At 58.6% G+C, this 16,118-nt stretch carries 10 protein-coding genes; 6 read left to right on the top strand and 4 right to left on the bottom strand.

What is annotated here, in order from left to right; translation table 11 throughout:
- The first annotated feature begins 7 nt into the window (after positions 1–7).
- Together CA85_RS01635 and CA85_RS01630 are read left to right on the top strand one after the other, a co-directional pair.
- Complete coding sequence (locus tag CA85_RS01635; RefSeq protein ID WP_146389545.1) at positions 8–1,570, top strand: arylsulfatase; 1,563 nt, start codon at positions 8–10, stop codon at positions 1,568–1,570.
- Positions 1,571–1,901: 331 nt separating this feature from the next.
- Entirely contained in the window at positions 1,902–4,391 is a 2,490-nt protein-coding gene (locus CA85_RS01630) for a right-handed parallel beta-helix repeat-containing protein (RefSeq protein ID WP_186774685.1), read from the top strand.
- A gap of 115 nt (positions 4,392–4,506) precedes the next feature.
- On the opposite strand, the gene CA85_RS01625 is transcribed toward CA85_RS01630, so the two are convergent.
- Both CA85_RS01625 and CA85_RS01620 read right to left on the bottom strand, forming a co-directional pair.
- Positions 4,507–5,397: a hypothetical protein gene (locus CA85_RS01625; protein WP_146389543.1), complete on the bottom strand. Its 891-nt coding sequence runs from the start codon at positions 5,395–5,397 to the stop codon at positions 4,507–4,509.
- 9 nt (positions 5,398–5,406) lie between these two features.
- Complete coding sequence (locus CA85_RS01620) at positions 5,407–5,628, bottom strand: hypothetical protein (protein ID WP_146389542.1); 222 nt, start codon at positions 5,626–5,628, stop codon at positions 5,407–5,409.
- A gap of 35 nt (positions 5,629–5,663) precedes the next feature.
- Between CA85_RS01620 and CA85_RS01615 the strand changes: the two genes are divergently transcribed.
- Entirely contained in the window at positions 5,664–6,635 is a 972-nt protein-coding gene (locus CA85_RS01615) for a 3'-5' exoribonuclease YhaM family protein (protein ID WP_146389541.1), read from the top strand.
- The gene (gene queC / locus CA85_RS01610) at positions 6,625–7,395 is read left to right on the top strand and encodes a 7-cyano-7-deazaguanine synthase QueC (protein WP_146389540.1); all 771 of its coding nucleotides are present in this window, start codon (positions 6,625–6,627) and stop codon (positions 7,393–7,395) included. The genes CA85_RS01615 and queC overlap by 11 nt, the downstream gene beginning before the upstream one ends.
- Before the next feature lie 84 nt (positions 7,396–7,479).
- Here the strand turns inward: queC and CA85_RS01605 are convergent, their stop codons facing one another.
- Positions 7,480–9,468: a membrane or secreted protein gene (locus CA85_RS01605; protein WP_146389897.1), complete on the bottom strand. Its 1,989-nt coding sequence runs from the start codon at positions 9,466–9,468 to the stop codon at positions 7,480–7,482.
- 363 nt (positions 9,469–9,831) lie between these two features.
- Positions 9,832–11,232, bottom strand: a complete 1,401-nt coding sequence (locus tag CA85_RS01600) for an outer membrane beta-barrel protein (RefSeq protein ID WP_146389539.1) — start codon at positions 11,230–11,232, stop codon at positions 9,832–9,834.
- Between the two features lie 604 nt (positions 11,233–11,836).
- Here CA85_RS01600 and CA85_RS01595 point away from each other — a divergent pair.
- Both CA85_RS01595 and CA85_RS01590 read left to right on the top strand, forming a co-directional pair.
- A complete protein-coding gene (locus CA85_RS01595; RefSeq protein WP_146389538.1) occupies positions 11,837–13,090 on the top strand; it encodes a mechanosensitive ion channel domain-containing protein in 1,254 nt (417 codons plus the stop codon).
- A complete protein-coding gene (locus CA85_RS01590) occupies positions 13,087–15,987 on the top strand; it encodes a hypothetical protein (protein WP_146389537.1) in 2,901 nt (966 codons plus the stop codon). The genes CA85_RS01595 and CA85_RS01590 overlap by 4 nt, the downstream gene beginning before the upstream one ends.
- The last annotated feature ends 131 nt before the right edge of the window (positions 15,988–16,118 follow it).

Genomic DNA, 16,118 nt, shown 5'->3' with positions numbered 1-16,118 from the left:
GCCTCTCATGAACAATTGGAAAGCGTTTTCGCTCCTGCTTGCCACGTCCGCACTGCTGAGTCTTGCCCCCGTCACTGCCGCAGAAAAACCGCCAAACATCGTCATCATCATGGTCGATGACATGGGCTTCAGTGATATCGGATGTTATGGATCCGAAATCGAAACGCCCCATCTCGATGCGTTGGCGGGCGGCGGTATGCGATTCTCCCAGTTCTACAATACCGGGCGTTGCTGCCCCACGCGGGCAGCCTTGCTGACGGGGTTGTACCAGCACCAAGCGGGCATTGGACACATGACGGGTGATCAGGGGCGGCCAGCCTACCAGGGCTATCTCAATGACCGCTGTCTGACGATAGGTGAAGCATTGAAACCGGCTGGATACTTCACCGCCGTCAGCGGCAAATGGCATGTTGGATCCGCACCGGAGCACTGGCCCCGGCAACGGGGCTTCGATCGGTTCTACGGGATCCCTCAAGGTGGCGGGCATCACCACCGCATGCTGCCGGGCCGCACCCTTGTCTCCGACGACGCGCCCATCGACGTTCCCTCCGATTGGTATTCGACGACAGCCTTCACCGACCATGCTGTCGAGTTGATCGAGGAAGGCTTCAAAGCCGACAAGCCGGTGTTTCTATACTTGGCATACACCGCTCCGCACTGGCCACTGCAGGCACCGGAGGAAGTGACAGAGCGGTTCATTGGCCGCTACAGCGAGGGCTGGCAGCCCCATCGCCAGGCGCGGTTCCGACGTCAAATGGAGATGGGAATGTTCCCTCTGGGGACGAAGCTCGCGCCACTGGACCCCAAAACGCTGAAATGGGATGCCGCGGAAGACAAGGTGGAGCTGGATCGCCGGATGGCGATTCACGCAGCCATGGTTCACCTCATCGATGAGGGTGTGGGGCAGGTTGTCACGAAGCTGAGAGAACAGGGCGAACTCGACAACACACTGATCCTCTTCCTCAGCGATAACGGTGCCAGTGCCGAGGGCGGAGCGACTGGGTTCGTGAAAGCCAATCGTGGTGATCCGAACGCCAAGACAGGCACGCCGGAATCCTATGTCAGCTTTGGAACTGCCGGAGCGAATATGTGCGACACGCCCTTCCGCAAGTACAAGATGTACATGCATGAAGGCGGCATCGCCACACCCTTGATCGCGCATTGGCCGAGTGGAATTCCCACCAACCTCAACGGTACCTGGACGCAGGAAATAGGACACGTCATTGACTTGCTGCCAACCTGCCTCGCAGCAGCAGACTCGGAGTACCCAACGAAACGCCGGGAAAAAGAGCTGATCCCACTTGCCGGATGCAGTCTTGTGCCCGCGTTACAAGGGAACGCCCTGCCCGAGCGTGAACTCTATTTCGAGCATCAAGGCAACGCCGCCGTCCGGGATGGGAAATGGAAACTCGTTCGCCAGAGCAAACAACCGTGGGAACTCTACGATCTCGAGGCGGATCGAGCCGAGGGGACTGACCTGTCCGTTCAAAACCCGGAACAGGTGACGGAGCTACGCGCCAAGTGGGTGAACTGGGCCAACGAGGTCGGCGTGCACCCCGTTCGTCCCTGATTTCGAGCGAATCACCGAAGATAACGATTTTGCGGAAAACAACGATAAAAACTTGATCGCCTTCACGCAAAGGGGTACATTCCTCCCCAACACGGGTGTACAGAGGCGGTTTGTCGCGTCGCTCCCATCATTCTCGTTAGCAACACACGATGAATGAGTGTCGGTTTTTGTAGTGGACGAGGCGCCGAGTCCTGCGGCTTTGGCCTCGTCGCCTCGTCCACTACGACAAAAATCGATCGTGCGTTGCTTATCTTCTCAATTAAGGCGGTTTGAAATGGCGTTTTCCAAAAACAAGCGGGTACGAAGAGTTTCTAAGCGTTCGCGACGACGGATGCTGACAGCTGAATCGCTCGAAACCCGAGCCCTGCTGACGACGTTCTATGTGGCAGGGGGCGCCGGCGGCAACGTCCCTGGTGATGGTTCGATCCATTCACCGTTCATGACGATCAATGCGGGCGTCGCCGCGGCCATGCAAAACTCAGAGGCCGATGAGATTGTCATTGCGTCTCACGCGAACGGAGCAGCCTATCACGAAACGGTAACATTTTTAGACAAAGGCGCTGATCGATCAGCTATCACGATTCGAGGTGCTAGCGGAGATCGAGCGGACGTCGTGCTAACACCTTTTAGCGGGCCCGGCATCTTCGCCGACGCCCCGATCGAGTTGACGATCGCCGACCTGAGCGTCGACAACCCCTACAGCGCAGGCATTCGCGTCATCGATGGGGACGTGACCGTGGAGAACGTGCATGTCACGGGCTCGATGACCAACAGTGGTATCGTTCACCAACAAGGTGATCTAACCGTCCGCGACAGTTTACTGGAAAACAACTACCAAGGCCTTTGGTCGGCGGAACTGCGAGACGACTTCAATAATCAGATTGGATTGCCGGGAGATCTTACCGTGGAAAACACGGTCACTCGCAACAACAACGCGCAGGGCATCTACATGCGCAATGCAACGGGTGCGGTTACTCTTCGTGATGTAGACTCCTATGAGAATCGGCTCAACGGATTTGTCGCATTTAACGAGCAATCCCTACGAATCGAGGGCGGGAACTTTCATGACAATGGGGAATCGGGTGCGGCCGTTGTGGAAAGCTCCGGAGTCGCGATTGTCGATGCCGAGTTCACCGACAACGATCATTCTGGAGTATGGACCCGCGCGAGCGATTCGCTGAACTTCGAAGGGGGATTGTTCGAGGGCAATACCCGCCGCGGTCTGTTCCTCGTTGACTCGGCCGCTGCCTCGATTTCCAACGTAACCGTGTCGGGCAATGCCTATGGTGGTATCCATATCGAGGGCGCCGACGGGGTTTCGATTGATCAAGCGATCGTGACCGGCAACGGCGACATCGTAGACAATATCTCGATCGGCGGCGGTGGGATTCATATCCAACCGAGCACGGCCGCCCCGATTGCCATCTCCAATTCACGCGTCAACGACAATGCGACTCGCGGCAATGGTGGCGGAATCGAAGTCTGGGCATACAACTATTCGGTCAACAGCAACTTCCTTACGAACGTGACGATTTCTGATACGGAGGTCACGGGGAACCAGATTGCACCGGATGTTGCCCGAAACGGTGGAGGGATCGCGTTGTTCGGCCCCATCGATGCGATCCTGGAAGACGTCGAGGTCCGCGGGAACACCGCGCGGGGCACCGCGGGACTGCACGCCTTTACTGCGTTTCCATCCATTGATGGTTTCGGCAGCATGAGCGTCTCTGATTCGACGATCGCTGACAACGTCGCCTGGCGTGAGGGCCCAGGCATCGGAGCCGGATCCGCTGGGGTTTTCCATGGCGGAGGTGACATTCACATGAAAGGAACTACCATCTCGGGCAATGACGGGGGCAACGCCGGCGGCGTCTACCTGCGTTCCTTGAGCGGAGATATCACCAACACCACGATCTCGGGCAACAACGGCGACCTGACAGGTGGCTTGGTATCGAACGTCGGTCACTCCCCTCTCGTCCTTCGCCACGTCACGATCGTAGACAATTACGGTGGGAATACCGGGGGCATTACTTCGCTAACACCGCAACTGCAGGTTGGCAACTCGGTGGTCGCTCGCAATACGTCGGGTGTCGTCAATGAAGGGCCCAACGCGGTACCGCCTCAGAACATGTCCGGGTGGCTGACTTCTCTCGGCGGCAACTTCTTTGCTGAAGCAGTCGGTGCGACCATCGCTGGCAACCAGACTGATCAAGTCGGCACCCGAGACCAACCCCTCGATCCTTTGTTGGGTAGCCTTGAAGACAACGGCGGTCCCACCTTGACCCATGCTCCGCTTCCATCGAGTCCGTTGGTAGATGCAGGAAACGCGAATGTTACCGATACCCTCGCGGAGGATCAGCGTGGAGCCGATCGCATTCAAGGGGCTGGAGTCGATATTGGGGCGGTCGAGCAAACTGTCTATGTCGCCGAAACCGAGCCACTCAAGAACCGCTTGAATCTGAATTCTGCAGACAAAGGTAACAAGTCGGTTAGTTTGGTCCTGCACTCCACCGATGACTTGGACGCGACCCTAGTCGATGTTTCGACAATTGTGTGGGCATCGACGGTGGTCACGAAGGACTCGCTTCGTGACGTCGACGGCGACGGAGATCTCGACCTGATCTTAGAATTCCGACTGCGAGAAACCGATTTGGTTGACCGCTATCGGGACGCCTTGATCGACGATCCCGACAACAACGAGCAGACCGTTGCCGTACCACTGGCGGCGAAGACCATCGGTGGGGCACGCGTTCAGAGCAGCGCTGACGTTGACTTGGTGATGACCGGCAAGGCACTGCGAGAAATCTTGCAATCGATCTAGGCCGCGGGCGGATCGAGTAGCCGGCGCTAGGAACGGGCTTCTTGGCCGTGGGCGGGTTATCCGTCCGCGGCCACGCTCGGCAAGCGAGCGAAATCATGGGGCTCGCCGAGTTGACTTAGGTTTCGACTTTCACGCCCATGAATGCCTTGCTGAGCCCAAGCGATTTGATCTCAGCTTCGATCAAATCCGGTTGGGGTACCTCCAGCGTCTGGGCGACCTCGTCCGCCACGTATTGAGCGAATCGAATCCGCGCCAACTCCAATTGCGTGACCACCTCGTCGGGACTAGCGCGCCTGTCACCGAGGGGAGAAAGCCGACCTGCCCAGCCTTTCGGGTTGTCCTTGGGATGTGCCATCGCGATCTGCAGCACATCGTGGATGTAGTCTTCTCGGAGTGGCTCACCTTCGATGGATTCCGTAGGTGCGGCTTGCTCATACCGGCGAGCGTGTTGGTAGCGTTCGAGAGACCTCCAACTCCGCTGCAGGATTCCGTCACGCCAGTAGCCGAGCCATTTCGGCGACTCCAGTTTGGCTCGATCGATTTTGGGTGGAACGGGCGCCTCGGCAGTGGAACTTTCCAGTTCGGCGGTTTCATTCTGTTGAACCGATTCGTCGAATCGTGCTTTTGCCGCCGAGCGGATCCCACGCACGAGAAAGTCTCGCAGGCGGCCTCGATCGTGACCGCTAAATCCAGCCCGAACCAGGTGAGTCACGAGGATTGCCAACGCGCGGTCAGCCTCCTTCTCGCCCCCAGTAACATCCACCATCAACCGCCGCATGGGGGTGAGGTACCTCAGTACGTATCCGGCTGCGCTGCCGGCTCCCGTCCAGGTCTGCTGGGATCTGCCCAAGTGCACACTGCTGGAAATTTTCAGCCACTGGCTATTCGATAGGGATCCCCGTGAACCACCCCCCGATCCGCGCGAACTCAGCCCGCCAGCGGTGGAGCCGCCGGAACTTGATGCGGTGTCGGAATTCTTGACAGAGGACGCGGACGCTTCATTCATGCGACTATTCTAACCCTCGGCGGCGGCGGTTGTGGCCTCTAACACTGCTGCAATCCAAAATTTGTACATTTGTTCTACTTTGAAACGACCGAACGCACGAGTTCGCTCGATCAGGTAGGCGGTGCGGCCGACCAGCCCAGGGGGGACTTCGCATCCATCCAGTGCGGTCTGCACCGGGTGTTGGCTATCTTCACTGCGAGGCAGGTTGCCTGGTACGCTCTTGGCGTGCACGTTTCTTCTCCACACCCTCTCACCCCCTGACTTCCGTGCGTATTCCAATCAATGAACTCGGTGATGCGATGACGCTGGGCCAAGCGTTTCAAGCTGCCGACAAGCAGCTCCGCGTGAACCGGCAAGGCGGCAAGTACATACTGCTAAAACTTTCTGATCGCAGTGGTACGATCGCCGGGATGATGTGGAACGCTGACGAGGCCGTCTTCGATCGTTTCGATCGCGGCGACTACATCTTCTGCCATGGACGGACGCAAATCCACAATGGTGCGTTGCAGGTCATCGTGACGCAAATCGAGCGGATGGACGCTCACGAAGTCGCGGTGGATGAATTCGAGCGTTTCGACGCCGCCCAGGCCGATCAGCGGATGGATCGCGTCAGGGAGTTGCTCGCGACTTTGGCGCAGCCATTTCTGCAGCGTTTGGCAGCGTGCTACTTGGATGACGCTGACTTCGTCGAGCGATTTCGGATCGCCGCAGCCGCAGTAGCCCACCATCACGCCTATCCCGGTGGATTGCTGCATCACACGCTCAATATGATGGAATTGGCCCGCTTGATCGGCCCCCGCTATGACCAGCTCGATACCGATCTACTGATGATGGGCGTGTTCCTGCATGACCTGGGCAAAATTGACGAGCTCAAATCGGGTGGAGAGATCAGCTACACCGATCGCGGCCAATTGTTAGGTCACATCGTGATCGGTGTCCAACAGCTCGACGAACGGATCCGACAGGTTGAGAGCGAGAGCGGCGAGTCCTTCCCACTCCAACTCCGTCAGCAGCTCGAGCATCTCATCGTCAGCCACCACGGCAGCCAGGAGTACGGCAGCCCAAAGATCCCGGTCACGCTCGAAGCGATTGCCCTCCATCAGATCGACAACCTCGACGCGAAGCTCGCGACGTTCACGACTGTCATCGAACAGGACGTTGCCGCCGACGGCAATTGGACGAACTACACGCCGATGATCGGACGCAAACTTTGGAAGGGTGGCTACCATGGCAAATGACCTATCAGAACGAACCGATCAGCCGGAATCGGCCGTCGTCTTGCTCTCCGGCGGACTCGACAGCGCCACGTGCTTGGCCATCGCTCGCCAGCAGGGCTTTCGTGTCCACGCAATCAGTTTTCGGTACGGCCAGCGCAACGTGGACGAGCTCAAACGTGCCCAGGTTCTCGCCGACACGATGGGGGCGGCATCGCATCGCATCATCGACATTGACTTGGCGCAGCTCGGTGGATCGGCTTTGGTCGATGCCAACATCGCAGTGCCGAAGTCGGAGCATGTCGAGGACATCGGTGATGAAATCCCCGTGACCTACGTCCCCGCCCGCAATACAATTTTTCTATCCTACGCGTTGGCGGTTGCAGAGACCTGTCAGTCGACGGATATCTTTATCGGTGTCAATGCACTCGACTTCAGCGGATATCCTGACTGTCGCCCTGAGTTCATTGCCGCCTTCGAAGCGATGGCTCGATTGGCTACCAAGGCGGGAGTGGGCGCTGAAAGCAAATCAGGACCTCGCTCGGAGACCACCAAGCGTCTGAAAATTCATACCCCCCTGATCGATTTGACCAAAGCACAGATTATCGCTGCGGGGCTGCGACTGGGCGTCGACTATTCACAGACGCTCTCGTGCTACGATCCGATCGGAATCGACGAGATTGAATCACGCCCCTGTGGTCACTGTGATGCCTGCCTGCTGCGTGCGAAAGGCTTTGCTGCCAACGACATGGCTGACCCGGCGGTCGTAACGCGACGCGATTGATCGCTGATGCTGTTTTCATACAGCGTGGTCAATCCACGGCCCGCCGGTTCTGCGGGCCGGCGCCCGCCCGCGAGTTCAGCTCAACTATTCATGCAACAGGAATGAATTCAGGTTCCAGCCTGAGTCGGTCGTCTCGACAAAGCTCGATGCGTTGCGGAAGAACTCTTTCACCTCTTCATAGGGAGGCCACATGTCCGTATTTGGCCGTTCGAGTTCCTCGTGCTCCTCGTCTCGGAACATTCTCCGGATGATCGCTGATAGCACGGAATCGTTGTCCTGAAGCTCACCGCGGCGAAGCAGTTCGTATTTGGTCTGGAGAGATTCGCCGAGCCGAACAATTCGCTGGATCGCCACCTGGTCAGCCCCGGCCGCCTGCGTCTCTTCAAACAATGACTTCACATCGGGCTGATCAGCCAACCCATCCTGGGCTCCGGACTGGATCCTCTGAGCCGCTTCGACCAACAGGTCCACGTGGCTGGCGAACATCAGATAGGAGGTGTCCGCACCAGGCCCTTTCTCGACCATCGCAATCGCCCAGGTATCGAGCAGGGGCGGCTGTTTCTCCTCGGGCTCGTCGAAGTCAGCAAAGTCGTCAAAGAAAAGATCTTCTTCCATGTCCTCGTCGGCAGGCTCGACTTTCCAAATGTCCACACCGGCGACGGCATCGATCAACAAGACATCGGGTTCAACTTCCATCGCCTTCGCAACAGCCTCTCGGATCGCGGCCTCATCCTTCACCTCGATCGCGACAAGCATCCGCTCGGAATCGACTGACGCGGGCTTCGTATTATCGGTCAGCAAAATAACTTGCTCGCCGAGCCCGGGCAAAACGTTCTGTTCGAGATCAATCTGAGGACCCTCTTCATCATCTCGAATTCCCGCGATGGTTGGGCGGAATATCTTGTCAGCGAAGGCTTCATCGACCAGCGTCTCGAGTGCCCAGAACCCCTCTTCAATCTTCCAATTGATCTGCGTCGCAGTGGCAACGGTATTCGGAATCCAGCTTGGCAAAGGCCGCAGCGCGGTGTTCGGAAACTGGAGCATGCGGGCGGCGAGGCGATAACGATCAGGCTGATCAGTCTGCGCCGGTGCGTGAATGTAGCCCCGATGCAATAGATCGTACGGGCCTTCTGCCACAACGACCGTACCTCCCATCGCTTCAACGGCATCGAAACCTTGGTTCTCGAGCAAGTTCAAGATTTTCACTTTGTTGCCTCGATCCACCTTGGCGACTTCTCGAACGATCCGTCCCATGGCGATCGGACGGACGAACCACTGCACAGTACTGCCCGGAGTAGAAACCTCGGTCCGCTGATCGACCTGCTCGAAAACAGTTTGGTAGAGAGTTGCCTCGGCGACGGAGGACTCCAATCCGCCAGTCGAGATTGCCGAGAGCATGTCGAAGACGACTGAGTCACGGTTGGCAGCCAGCATCCGGTCCTCGGTCACAACGACGACCACCTGTTCGATCTTGAGCTGCCCCGGGCGGGTCTTGGGCTGATAAATACGAACTGTCTCGCCATGCTTTTCGACGTCACTGCGGGTCGCCCCATCTGCTTTCAATTCTCGATCAATCCGTTGGGCAACGTTCAGAGCTTCGTCGTGGTTGCCGCGAATATCGGCTACGATCGCCAGACACGATGGCCGACGACGATCGTTTTCGAAGGGCAACCACGCGGCCACCACTTCGCCCGATGCGATTTCCAAGAGATCTTGAGGTCGCACACCGATTTTCTCGCCGGCATTGTTCCAAACGGTCCCGTTGGCGCCGAAATTGGCTTCGAGCAGCGGGCCCATGACGTCGTCTTGCCCGATCTGATGCAGCGTCGTCTGCTGCCATACCTCGCACAGCGTGGGCATGTCCGCGACACGCACCACACCGGCCGCATCGGACGGAAACAGCCGCAATCCTGTAATGAAGTCGTCGGCCGCCGACCGCTGAGAACAACAGATCAGCAGAGCCAGCGAGATGTTCAGTGTCAACGCGAGCAAAGCAGCCGGGCGTCCGCAGAAGACGCGGGTCTGGTCGCGAAATTGGATTGAAGAACGGTGGGTCACGTCGAGTTCCGCCATGGTTTGTTCGGAGCAATAGAAGCGGGCATGATATCGCACACCATTTAGCTGTGTAATGGTGCCTACAAACGATGCAAATCGCACGCCGAAGCGTCCCTGGAGAGGGGATGCAATCAAGTCAGCCGCCCCCCTGCATCGCTACCCGATTTTACCGAATCCCTCTATTCGAACCAGCCATTGGCCACGGAGATTTCACCCGAGGGCCAGTGGACGTACGAACAGGAAAAAGATGCACGAGCCAGTGCATGGTTGCGATTCCGCCGCTCGATCCGGACGCGAAGTGAGCGATTCAGTAGCGACTGACGTTAACCCATCGCATGGCGTCCCTTCAACCAGCCCACTTTCTGCACGTGCGGCGACGTCCTAGAACAGGAAGATCGAATCGATGCCGAACGTCGTCTGCTGATCCGCATTGTCAGCGAGGATCCCAGTAGCATCACCATCGACCCAGTCCCAGCGAATTTCCGGACGGATCAAGATGTTGGCATGGGGAGCGATATTCGCCCCCAAGGTGCAGTCGTAGACGTCCACATCGTTAGCGAAGATACCCTCTGCGTCGTACCACTCGAACCGAGCCCCGAGTGCCAAACAATCGGCGACGGTATAGATCAGGTAGTTGTTGATGCTGAACGTGTCCCGAGCCGAGTTGCCCGCCGCATCTTCAGTCTGCAGGACTTCGTATTGGCTGATGTATTCGATGCGATCGGTAACCGTGATATCTGAGACCACCGAGTGCAAAAAGCCGCGTTCGCTATCAGCCCCGTTCGGATAAGCTTTACTAAAACGACCGTCGGTCGTGGAGTAGGTCAGCAGAAAGTTATCGGTGACTGCCCAGGAGATTCCGCCGAGAAACGCGTCACCATTGTCTTCAAATCCGCTGTTTTGGCCCATGGTGTAGCCACCATAGAACGTCCAGTCGCTGTTGGCGTTGTATTTCGCCAAGGCACCGCTATGGGTACGAGGTTCGCTATGGTACATCGTGTACGTATGGCTGTAGAAGAAGTTGTCCGGGGCGGCAACTGCTTCATAACCAATCATGCTAAAGAAGTGGCCGACCTTGACGGACCAATCGCCGTATCCGACTTCGCCGTAGGCCTGCGGTAGCGCTTGTCCGTAACCGCTGTTGTCGGGGCCGTTGTCCCAGCCGTTGTCGTAGGAATCGTTGTTGTTTCCAAACGCCTGTGTATCGGGACCATCGGTGCCGTAGACGTAGTCGACGCGTCCACCGAAATCCAGTCCACCCGACGTGTCCAGCCGTTTTTCGGCGTATACCCACATCTGCTGAGCTTGCAAATCGTTGGGACGGTTATTGAACAACGGGAGAGCCGCATCGTGGTACCCCATCTGGACCCAACCGCCAACGTTGTAGCCGTTGGCTTGGCCAAAGAGCGAGAAGGGCTCACGAAAATCATGGCCACATCCGTTGACGAGAATGCCACCCGCTTCGTCTTCGGCACACGCATAGCCTCCGTCAGCGTAACCCCCTTCGATGTAACCCCCTTCGACGTACTCCCCGCCTGGGTATTGGCTGCCGACGTACTCGGTGTCATAGCCGATGACTTCGTCACTAACGACATGTTCATTGAGGCGCTCGAACTCCACCGGCTCGACCTGACGCCCCCCATTCGGGTCCTGCTGAAACGCAGCGTCAGAGACAAACGTGTCCTGAGCTGACAGCAGCGAGGCCGAAGGGCCAACGGCACCCCAAGTCGCCGCGGTCGTTCCGCCAATTGCCAACCATAATGCAAATCGTTTTGTCAACATCTTAAGTGGATCCTTCCCCCGATGGCTCCCTTGATCCACTGAAACTGGTACTCCGCCCATTCACTCCGCACGGTCATCAAAGACAGCCACGGTCAAAATCTGCAGCTGCTTGGTCAAGCAGGCAACGGGCGACACAAGCCTCGAAATCAAGGATTAACGTCTCAACCATCGTATCGGCCCGGATAATCGGAAAAATTGAGACGATCGACAGGAAAAGACCAATCCCACCGGCTAGCGGGGCTGGGAATGTCAAGATATACCGGTTAGGAGTTCGGGGTACCGAACTGCGTCATGGTGGGGGTACAAATTGTGAGTCGGGAATGCTCTCGGCCTGGCCCAGCCATCACCGCACAACCATCACCGCGTGACACCGCCCACCCGGCCGCGAACCGCGCCTCGGCTCGGCTCGCTCGATCGAAAGCGCGTCACCGGAGCAACGATGCCAAAATCGATTTGGCTGCTGGTTGCGGCGGTGGCCGGTAGATCGACTTCCGCCTATCATTCGCCACCAACTCTCAACTCTCGCATCCCTGCTCGCTGGGGCACGCCGAAAGACTTTTTTCAACCATTATCTACCGAGAGAATTACCAAGGAATCCACCGTCATGAGCACTCGCCGCATCCTTCTGGCGATTCTCTGGGTTGCCCTGCTCACCATGGGTGCCCGTCCGGCAGCTTCGCAGGAGTCGGCAGCCGCGACGGTCCCTGACGAGCCAGCACCACCGACAGTGCGACTCGATAATGTCGCTTCGGATGCCAAGATTACCCAGCGACTTAGCGATATTTACGCGGCATCGGACAGGTTCACCGATCTCGAAGTCACCTGCGAAAGTGGGATCGTGACGCTGCGGGGAACCGCGGATACCGGTGAAAACCGAGAATGGGCGACGCGAGTCGCCCGGGGCATCACAGATACGATTGCGGTTATCAACAATCTCGAAGTCGAATCCACCGTTGATATTGCATCAAGTCGCGAACTGGTGCAAGAAAGCCTTGGGGTGTTGTGGAGTGCATTCCTGGTTCGCTCGCCGCTACTCGTCGCGGCTGGCATTATCCTCTTGCTCACGATCGTGCTCGCCAAGTTCGTTGGCTGGCTGATCGTGAAGGTGCTCAGTAATCGCGGTATGCGTCTGAGCCTGCAGGATCTCATCCACCAGCTCAGTGCGATCGCGATCTGGGTCGTCGGTCTGCTGACCGCCACAGTGGTGGCCTTCCCAGGGATGACGCCATCGAAAGCTCTCACTGTGCTGGGTTTGGGGTCGGTCGCGATCGGATTTGCGTTCAAAGACATCTTCGAAAACTTTTTTGCGGGGATGCTGATTCTCTGGAAGTATCCGTTTGACCGCGGTGACTTCATTACCTGCGAAGGTCTCATTGGGAAGGTAGAGCGGATCACGATTCGCAATACGATGATCCGTGGGCTCGATGGTGAATTGTCGGTCGTCCCCAACGCGACGCTCTTCAAAAACAACGTGAATGTCCTGACCAGCCAACCGCAACGACGCGTCCGCATCATCTGTGGGGTGGCCTATGGCGAAGATGTCGATGCGTCGCGGGAAGTGATCCGCGAGGCGGTTCAGTCCTGCGAATCCATTTTGGGAGTACGCACCGTCGAAGTCTTCGCTCAGGAGTTTGCCAGCTCGAGCATCAATTTCGAAGTGGCTTGGTGGACCGGATCGAAACCGACCGATATTCGCCGCAGCCGTGACGAAGTTGTCGCTGCGATCAAACGCGCCCTCGACGTGGCGGGTATCGAGATCCCGTTCCCGTATCGAACATTGACGTTTCAAGATGCCTCGATCGGCTCAGCGATTGCCAACCAGGTTGGCGATCGCGATGGTTCCGCGCCGAACTCGTGAAGGTCGCGAAGCAAACTGCCTCACCGATCGAGCGTCCAGGACGCGAGTCCTGGGCGATCCCACCGAGCCGGGTGGCACCTTGGATCGGCCCCCTACTGCTGCTCACCCTATTCGCTGGGGTTCTCAGTGGCCGCGATCGGCTTGCGTTTCGCGATGTAGGCTATTTCTACACGCCTCTCTATGAGTACGTCGCCCAGCAATGCCAGGCGCAGCACTGGGGGGCATGGGGAGATGCGATCTGGAACGAATCCGATCAAACCGGCATGCCGCTGGCCGGTGAAACCACGACGGCAGTCTTCTACCCGCTGCGGATGCTCGTTTACGCGCCGGCCTGGTCGGCTGAAACAGCCATGGGTGTCTATGTGGTGCTGCATCTCATCCTCGCCTCATTGACGGCCTATGCTCTCGCCCGCCGATTGCGATGCAGTCCATGGTCGGCCGCCATCGCCGGCGTGGGCTACCCGCTCTCAGGAATGGTGCTCTTCTTAGCGACCAATCCGCCCTTCCTCGTCGGTGCCGCCTGGTTGCCCCTGCTGATGGCACCCTGGATCGATGGACGAGCGGCGATTCGCTGGATGGAATCCAGTTGGGGCATTCGCCTCCCCAATCGCCAAACCGGCATTGATTGGGCGAAGGCAATCTGCATCCCCGCCATCGCCATGGCAATGATCATCCTCGGCGGAGACCCGCCCACGGCGCTCCATGCGATGCTGGTCGCCGTCGTCATTGGGGCAATCCGGTGGGCAATTCTCTGCTCGCGTCGATCCGACCCTCGGCCGGCCCCGGGGCCGACCGGCCAATGCCAGCTATCTCTCCCCCGTTCGGGTCATCATCACGATGGTAACCCGACGCGTCAGCGAGGAATATGCAGTGTTTTGCGTGGCGAACAAGTGATCCTCGCTGACGCGTCGGGTTACCAAGACCGCTTCGCGGTCGAAAGTAGATGGCATTGGCCGACCGGCCTTGCGATCATCGGCCAAATGTCCGCGATCGTGGTGCTGGCGTCGATCTTGGCGGCGCCGCAGATCGCCGCCTCGCTGGCCTGGTCAGCCCGAAGTGACCGTGTGCAAGATCCCGGTGCGCCGGAGATTTCCAAGATTCATGATCAGGCTTTGGCCTTCTCTGTACCGCCGTGGCGATGGATGGAGCTGGTCGTTCCCAATCTTTACGGTTCCCCGTGGCCGATCAACTCGCGCTGGGACCGAATCCTGTTCGATGGCGGGAGAACACGACCTGAAACCGCGTTGTGGACCCCGTCACTCTACGGCGGCCTACTGTTGCCGGTGCTGATTGTGTTCGGCGGCATTCGATGGTGGAAATCACCAGCCCGTTGCCGACGCTACGCTGGCTGGCCGCTATGGGTATTGTTCTTGCTGCCGGCGGCCGCGGCACTGGGAGGGTACTTTCCCGTGTACCCATGGTTGCATCGGTTTCTGCCCGGCTACGACTCACTGCGGTATCCTGCTAAGTGGCTGCCCTTTGTTGCCTTGGCGATCACGGTCGCGGCCGCCCGGTCGATGCACGTTCAAATCGTCATGCAGCGTTGGCGGACGCGCGCCGTGCGGCCCAGTGCGGTTCCTCAAGGCGGCGTGGCGTCCCAACGATCAGGCTCGATCGCGTGGGTCAGCGGCAGCGTCGTTGCTGGGCTGATTCTCCTGGGGATCGGTGTGTTGGTCGCGAACCTGGAAGGGCGGCTCAGCGACCCGTTTTGGGGACCATTCGTTCCCGACGTGGCAGTCGCTCAGTACACTTTTTCGGTAGCCTGCGTATTCCTGGTCCTCCTCGCCATCGGCATCTTGCGAGACCCGCGGTGGTGGTTGATCTGTCTAGCGGTGGACCTCGTCGTTGCTCACCATCAGCTCGTCCCGACGGTCGACCGCGCAGCCGAGTCGAGGTTACTCGCCGTTGCGCACGACGATCAGCCGTCCCGCCGCTGGATGCGGATCAATTCAGATGGTGGGTTTCCTGCGGAATGGTCAGAGCAATCCGATCCCGACCGCATATTGACGGTCGAGGCCAGCCTCCGGCTCGCTCGTTTTGGACGCTGGCATTTGGAGCATGGCGACGCGGTCGTCAACAATTTGGTCTCGATCGGTTCCCGCGAGATGGCTGAGTTCTGGCACTTTGCTAAGACGATCGATCGCAGTGCGTCTGACCTGCCCGCGAACCATTGGCGAGGCTGGTGCCGACTGCTCGGCGTCGAGGGTCTACTCCGCTGCCGAGGGGGACAGGTTACGACGCCGCAAACGCGAGCTCAGCAGGCGATGCCTGTGGTTACGCGTGAACTCTTCAAGACTCCCCGCCTGGAAGCCTTCTCGGACGGTGCTCTGCACGAGGAAACTACCAGCCGATATTCCAGCGATCCTCGTGATGGCTCGCTCACCGAGTCCGCGTCTGGGCTGTCCGCGACGAGTCTCTCGGTCCGAACGAAATTTGAACCGCTGACTCCCGATCGAGCCGGTGCATGGCGAGAACTCCTGCTGGACTACGCCTATGAGTCGCGGGCCAGCCCGGCGAGAATCCCTCCACGAATTGCAAACCAGATCACGCGGCAAGCAGGCGACGGTGCCCCGCGAGTCATCCTATCGCGGCCCGTCTATCAGGATGGCTATTGGCAGGCGGTCCTGACCCCACGCGATTCAGGCCGAGCAAGCGATGAAGAGCATCCAGTGGCCGGCGTGACCAGCTCACGTCTCGCGGAAGTCTTTCAGGTGGATTTCCTCTCACAGGGAGTGCTCTGCCCGCCAGGGAAATGGCGAATCGCTTTTCAGTACGCCCCATGGTGGCACCGCCCCATGCTGACCCTCGCCTCATTGGGATGGGGGGTGGTCGCTTGGGTGCTGGCGGCTCGACATCGAGAAGCAAGCCGAGAGAAGTTGTTGCGAAAAACCCTTTGAAGCCGACGATGCAGGCCGCCCGTAGCGGCGGAGATCCGCTGCTACCGCCCTGTCCTGTGCTCTCAAGTCTCGACCCTCCCATTGTTCTACACCGCAGGCCTCTTCAGCATCACGTGATCAATAAGTAGCGA

It is taken from the genome of Allorhodopirellula solitaria (assembly GCF_007859855.1).
Classification (GTDB): Bacteria; Planctomycetota; Planctomycetia; order Pirellulales; family Pirellulaceae; genus Rhodopirellula; species Rhodopirellula solitaria.
The sequence above is the reverse complement of the archived record's forward strand: the minus strand, read 5'-3'. Positions and strand labels throughout refer to the sequence as shown.